This window comes from Streptomyces sp. MB09-02B (assembly GCF_033794485.1).
GTDB lineage: Bacteria > Actinomycetota > Actinomycetes > Streptomycetales > Streptomycetaceae > Streptomyces.
This window is the reverse complement of sequence record NZ_JARGEE010000444.1, coordinates 1-6,801: the sequence shown is the minus strand read 5'-3', so window position 1 is coordinate 6,801 and position 6,801 is coordinate 1. Positions and strand designations below refer to the sequence as shown.

Annotated in this window: 2 protein-coding genes and 2 pseudogenes; all 4 read left to right on the top strand. The window is 67.5% G+C overall.

All coding sequences use genetic code 11. The annotated features are described in order from the left end of the window. Positions 1-105 precede the first annotated feature (105 nt). Positions 106-840 (top strand): SDR family NAD(P)-dependent oxidoreductase, encoded by a 735-nt coding sequence (locus P1P70_RS37335; protein WP_319245679.1) that lies wholly within the window; start codon positions 106-108, stop codon positions 838-840. Between the two features lie 1,215 nt (positions 841-2,055). Next, the gene (locus P1P70_RS37330; protein ID WP_319245677.1) at positions 2,056-3,486 is read left to right on the top strand and encodes a glycoside hydrolase family 43 protein; all 1,431 of its coding nucleotides are present in this window, start codon (positions 2,056-2,058) and stop codon (positions 3,484-3,486) included. Positions 3,487-3,717: 231 nt separating this feature from the next. Then, positions 3,718-6,003, top strand: a pseudogene (locus P1P70_RS37325) (family 43 glycosylhydrolase); the annotation flags it as partial. A gap of 548 nt (positions 6,004-6,551) precedes the next feature. Further along, positions 6,552-6,801: pseudogene (locus P1P70_RS37320) on the top strand (hypothetical protein); the annotation flags it as partial.

The window sequence follows — 6,801 nt, the reverse complement described above, 5'->3', positions numbered from 1 at the left end:
TACATCATGTTGTTTTTTTTTTTTTTTTTTTTTATATGTAAGGTGACCATCGAGATCTAAAAAAGGTTATTCGTCGGCAGCGGCAGATGGTGAAAAGAGACAGCCATGAGACTCGAGAACATCACGGCCCTGGTGACAGGCGCGAGCAGTGGCATTGGGCAGGCGGTGAGTTCCCACTTCCGCCGTGAGGGCGGGCGGCTGCTGCTCACCGGCCGCAAGGAGTGGCTCGACAGCGCTCAGCCTGACGACCTGTACGTTCCCGGAGACCTCAACGACGAGGCGTTCGTCGAGCACCTGGCCAAGCAGGCAGCGGAGTCCTTCGGCACCGTCGACGTCGTCGTCCTCAACCACGGCCTGCAGGCCGCCGGTCCGCTCACCGAGATGGCCCGCGACGACGCGAAGACCGTGCTGGAGAGCAACCTGCTCAGCGCGTTCCTGGTGATGAAGCACTTCGCGCCGCTGATGCCCGAGTCCGGCGGCTCCTTCGTCTGCGTCAGTTCACGGCTGGGCATGGTCGGCATGGCCGGGCAGGTCCTGTATTCCGCCGCGAAGGGGGGCCTCATCATGCTCGCCAAGGGCGCGGCGATCGAGTGGGCCCCGCGCAACATCCGTGTCAATGTCGTCGCCCCTGGCCTGACCGCCACCCCGATCATCGAAGCGGCGTTCCAGCGCAGGCCAGACCCCGAGGCCTACCGCCGCGAGCGCGAGAGCACGATCCCGCTCCAGCGCCTCGCCACCCCCGAAGAGGTCGCCGACGCGGTGCTCTTCTTCGCATCGTCGGAGTCGTCGTACGTGACCGGATCGGTCCTGACCGTCGACGGCGGGTATACCGCCTCCTGAGCCGTGCGGGGCATCTGCTCCGACTGTCCGGGGCGGTCGGCGGCGGGGTCCAGCAGTTCCGCGAGGTGCAGGGCGCGAATGCCCCGGTCTCCGGCGAGGTGGTCGACCTGGGTGGCGCAGCTGAATTCGTCCGCCACGACGACGGCTGGTGTCCGCGGGTCGAATGAACGTGGCGTACTCGTGGCAGTGGATCTGCAGCAGGACGTCGTCCGGCAGTCCCGGGGGCGTCCAGCCGGGTGCGGCGAGGTCGGTCGGGGCTCCGGTGAGGGTGTGGACGCGGGCCGCGACGCGCCGGGCGGCGTCGGTGCCGAGGAGTTCGGGCACGTCACGCTCGAGCGCCGCGGCGCAGCTGGGCTCGGCCACGACGACGGGCCGGTCGCCGCCGTCGTCCAGGCGGGCGGCCGTACGGGCCATGATGCGGCGCGCCACGGACAGCTGTCCGGTGCTCACCCAGGTCAGGCCGCAGCACAGGTCGTCGGGGCGGACCAGAAGTCGCTCGCTGCGGCCGCCGAGGTCGCCGTCGCATGCGGCTGGCGCTGCGCGGTGGCTGCCCGCTGGCGCGAGCACGCCTGCGCCGGACTGGACGCGAGGCGTCGCGTCGGCTGGCCGACGTTCGATCCACCGGGCCGATGCTGCTCTCCGAGGCCGCCGAGGACGGAGGTTTCGGCGTTACGTGCTCGCACGCGAGATCCCTGTCCTGTTCGCAGTGCCCTGTCAGTGGTGGTGCCGTCGGCGTTCTCACGCGCGGGCCCGAGCGCGTAGGGAAGTCTTCGCAGCTCAAGAGGCCCAGCAGAGTAAGTGTCACCGTCATGGACGGTTACGGAATGCGAACTCGTGAAATCGAACTGGTCTGTTTCATTGACGGGCTTCCGACTGAGACCTATCTTCTGATCGAACTTGCGAACAATGTTCGATTTTTCGAACCATGGCCGTCAAAGGGGACAGCCCGTGTTCCGCATCTGTCTCCGGCCTGCTCCTGAGCCGGCTCCGGCGGCCCTCTCCGCTGCCTTAGTCACCCGACCCGCCACGGCTGGGCCCCCGGTCTCTGCCATGCTCACGCGGAAACCGCGCCACGTCGGCCGCCGACCAGAGCGACGCGGCGTCCCCTCGGGCGGAGCCGGGCCTCCCCCAACGGTGCGGAGGCCGGACCTCCTCGCCCGCACCTGCACCTGCACCTGCACCTGATCACGGCACTCCAGAAAGACAGGAACGCACATGCCCGCGGTTCTCTCACGGCTGGCGGCGATACTCGTCGCCGCCTGCCTGCTCTTCACCGCCCAGGTCGTGACCACACCTCAGCGGGCCGCCGCCGCCGACCCGGGTTATCTGATGACGCACTTCATCGGGGAGGGGGCGACCGGTCAGCAGATGTACTTCTCGTACAGCGCGGACGGTCTGAACTGGACCGACCTCAACGGCGGCGGGATGACCCTGCGCTCCACCGTGGGCACGCGCGGCGTGCGCGACCCCGCACTGGTCCGCTCGCCCGACGGCAGCAAGTACTGGATCATCGCGACCGACCTGTGCATCGACTGCGGGCAGACGTGGAGTTCGTCCATCAACGACGGCAGTCGCAGTCTTGTGGTGTGGGAGTCGAGCGACCTGGTCACCTGGTCGGCGCCGTGGCTGCTCAACGTCGCCGGCGCGATCCCTGACGGGCGCAACGCCTGGGCGCCCGAAGCGATCTGGGATCCGGCCAGCAACGACTACGTCCTGTACTGGGCGACGAACAAGCCCCTCAACGGCGTGACGAAGCACCGCATCTACTACGCCCGCACCAGCGACTTCCGCACGATCACCACCCCCCAGATCTACATCGAGCGCCCCGGCACCCAGGAGATCATCGACACCCAGATCGTCGAGGTCCCCTCCGGCGTCGGCAACTACCGCTACGTACGGGCCTCCGGCGACGGCCAGATCACCCTTGAGGGCAGCAACTCGATCCTCGGCACCTGGACCAACCTCGGCAACCTCTCCGGCATCGGCCTGACCGGCTCCCAGGTCGAGGGTCCGATGTGGTTGAAGTTCCGCGACCGCAACGAGTGGACGCTCTACCTCGACCAGTACGCGGCCGGAAAGGGATACATGCCGGTCACGACGACCAACCCGTCCGCCTCCGGCACCTACAAGCTCCCGGCGTCGGGCACCTACTCCCTGGGCGGCACCAAGAAGCGCCACGGCTCGATCCTGAACCTGACGGCCGCCGAGGACGCCCGGATCCAGGCGCGCTGGGCGAACACCCCGGCCCAGCGGCTGCAGTCCTTCAACTTCCAGGACCGCTACGTGCGGCACACCAACTTCGACGTGCGCATCGACCAGAACGTCACCAACGACGACGCCAAGTTCCGGCCGCGACCGGGCCTGGCCGGCTCCGGCACCGTCTCCTTCGAGTCGGTCAACTTCCCCGGCTACTACCTGCGGCACTCCGGATTCGACTTCCAGCTGGCCTACAACGACGGCACCACCCAGTTCGCCGCCGACGCCACCTTCCGTCAGGTCGCCGGACTCGCCGACTCGTCCTGGTCCTCGTACCAGTCGTACAACCACCCCGACCGCTACATCCGCCACTACGCCTACCAGCTGAAGCTCGAACCGATCACCACCGCGACGGGACGCAGCGACGCCACCTTCCGTCTGACGAGCTGACCTGACAGGGATGCCGGCGCCCTCGGGCGACGCCCCACCTGCCGCCCGCCCTCAAGCGAGGAAGGCACCGGCATCCCACTCACGGGCGCAACGCGACACCACATGTCATTCGGGGCGGGACGCGGCACCTCGACCGAGGCGTCGCGTCCCGCTCCTCCTCATGCATGTCTTCTTCAGGGGATGTGAACCATGCACAGCGCGAGACTTCAGTGCCGCCGAAGAATGAGGCAGGGCGCTCTGGCCTCCGTCGCCGCCGCCACGCTCATGGTCGGCGTCGTCGGCCCGGCGGCCCCCGCCCGGGCGGCGGAGATCACCGACGGCCTGGCTCTCTGGTACAAACTCGACGCCACCTCGGGCACCGTGGCGGCGGACGCCTCCGGCAACGGCCGCAACGGCACCGTCAACGGCACCGCGAGCTGGTCGGGCAACGGGGAGGGGCTCACGTTCAACGGGTCCAGCACCTCCATCAAGGTGCCGGACAACATCATGAGCGGCATGAACTCGATCACCGTCTCGATGGACGTGCAGATCGACGCGAACCAGGCCACGCCGTACTTCCTCTACGGCTTCGGCAACACCGCGAGCAGCGGCACCGGCAACGGGTACCTGTTCACCACCGGCGACTCGTTCAGGACCGCGATCGCCTCCGGGGGCTTTTCCACCGAGCAGAACACCCGGACCTCCGCCGCGCTGCAGCGCTCGGTCTGGAAGCACGTCACCTACACCCAGACCGGCACCACGGGTGTCCTGTACGAGGACGGCGTCGAAAAGGCCCGCAACACCTCGGTCACCCTCACCCCCGGTTCCATCGGGTCCGGCATCACCACGGCCAACTACATCGGCAAGTCGCTCTACACCAGTGACAAGCTCTTCAAGGGCAAGATCCGCGACTTCCGGGTCTACAACCGTGCGCTGGCACCCGGTGAGGTTCTCGATCTCAGCGGAAACACCACAGGCATCGGCGCGGCCACCCACCCCAAGCTGAAGATCGACGCGATCGTCGACGACGCCAACAGCAAGATCACCCTCCCGCTGACCGAGGGCACCGACCTCACCACACTCGCCCCGCAGTTCACCATCGCCCAGGACTCGTCCATCAGCCCGTCCTCCGGCACTCCACGCGACTTCAGCGCGCCCGTGACGTACGAGGTGACCGGCCCTGATGGCGAGAAGCGCACCTGGACGGTCGAGGCGCTGGAAATGAAGAGCCCAGTGCTTCCCGGGCTCACCGCCGACCCGAACATCGTCCGGTTCGGCGACACCTTCTACATGTACCCGACCACCGACGGCTTCGCGGGCTGGAGCGGCACGCAGTTCAAGGCGTACTCCTCCAAGGACCTGGTCCACTGGACGGACCACGGCGTCATCCTGGACCTCGGACCCGACGTCAGCTGGGCCGACGCCCGGGCCTGGGCCCCGACGATGGCCGAGAGGAACGGCAAGTACTACTTCTATTACTCGGCCGACGCGAACATCGGTGTCGCGGTCTCCGACTCACCCACCGGCCCGTTCACGGACCCCCTGGGCAAGCCGCTGATCGCCCGCGGCGCCTACACCGGCCAGATGATCGACCCTGCGGTCTTCACCGACGACGACGGCAAGCGGTACCTCTACTGGGGCAACGGCAGGGCGTACGTGGTCCCTCTGAACGACGACATGGTCTCCTTCGACGCCTCCAAGGTCACCGACATCACCCCCAGCGGCTACAACGAGGGCACCTTCGTCATCAAGCGCAACGGCACCTACTACTTCATGTGGTCGGAGAACGACACACGTGACGAGAACTACCGCGTCGCCTACGCCACCGGCTCCTCCCCCACCGGCCCCTGGACCAAGCGCAGTGTGACTCTGGAGAAACGCCTCGACCTGGGCATCAAGGGGCCCGGCCACCACTCCGTGGTCCACGTCCCGAACACCGACGACTGGTACATCGCCTACCACCGCTTCGCCATCCCCGGCGGTGACGGCACCCACCGCGAAACCACCATCGACAAGCTGGAGTTCGACGCCGACGGCCTGATCAAGAAGGTCGTCCCCACACTGAGCAGCATCGACCCGGTCTCCGTCGGCACCACCCTGCCGACGCACACCAACCGCTCGCTCCAGTCGGTCAACTTCACCGGCCGCTACGCCGACGTGCGGTCGGACGGCCTCGGCTACCTCGACCCGGTGACCTCCTCCAGCACCACGGCGGTCAAGCAGAGCGCCACCTTCACCATCGTCCCCGGCCTGGCCGACTCCACCTGCTACTCGTTCCGCGACTCCTCAGGCCGCTACCTGCGCCACAAGGACTTCCGGATCCGCTTCGACGTGAACAACGGCACGGCCACCTTCCACAAGGACGCCACCTACTGCGCCCGCCCTGGCTCGGCCGCAGGCTCGGTCAGCCTGGAGTCCTCCAACTACCCCGGCCGCTACCTCCGCCACTACAACTACGAGCTGCGCATCGACCCCTTCCAGGACAACGCCACCTTCCGCGCCGACAGTTCCTTCAGGGCGGTCAACCCCTGGGTCTGACCGCAATCCCTACTCGCCGGCTGCCCCGCACGGCTTCAACGTGCGGGGCAGCCGACATCGTGGCGCACCGAGCCTCACGTCGGGCGGTCAGCCGCGCCGCGAGCCGGCCGTCCGTCGGCCGAGACCGAGGTGGTAAACCGGCGTCCGAGCAGCCGACCGTCTGCCCCGTACGGTTCCGCTCGCTCCCCATGGCTCGCACTGCAGCCCCAGCACGACCCGAACCGGCGCCGCCAGACCAAGATCCGGACCGTTTCCGGACCAGCCCCCGACAGAAGGCTGCGCCAACTGCCGTTTTACTGCGGCACTGCGCGCCGTCAAGAAGGCCCGTTCGGTCGCGGTCAGCGTGGCGCGGGTGAGCCGGCTGCCGTTTCCACTCGGCATCTGTCAGATCGCCCCGCCCCATGCCACCACAACGGCCCAGGCAGGAGGCGGTCACATGGTCGCCCGGACAGCTCCACAGCTCCCGGTCAGACAGAGACGACCAACTGATCCAGAAGCTGCTCCACGCCCGCCGTCAAGTCGGCCGCAGCGCTCTCCCGGGCGCTCAGATGCCTCAGCAGCGCCTGCTGGAACAGCCCGTCAAAAAGCGCGTACGCGACTGGAGAGCCCTCGGTCTCACTCCGGAGGGCACCGGCGAGAAGTTCGTGCTCGACGGCAACAACACCTATGGCGGCAAAGTGGTCACGAACCCCTCAGGCGGCTCTACCTTCTTGAGCGGGTTGATCGAGCCGTTCGTAGGGTTGGGTCGCCCAGGGGTGCCGGGTGTGGCTATCAGGCCGCTGCCGTTCATGGCTCACG

Coding starts and splice junctions, on each gene's coding strand:
- P1P70_RS37330 (WP_319245677.1), top strand. CDS start 2,056: ATGCCCGCGGTTCTCTCACGGCTGGCGGCGATACTCGTCGCCGCCTGC.
- P1P70_RS37335 (WP_319245679.1), top strand. CDS start 106: ATGAGACTCGAGAACATCACGGCCCTGGTGACAGGCGCGAGCAGTGGC.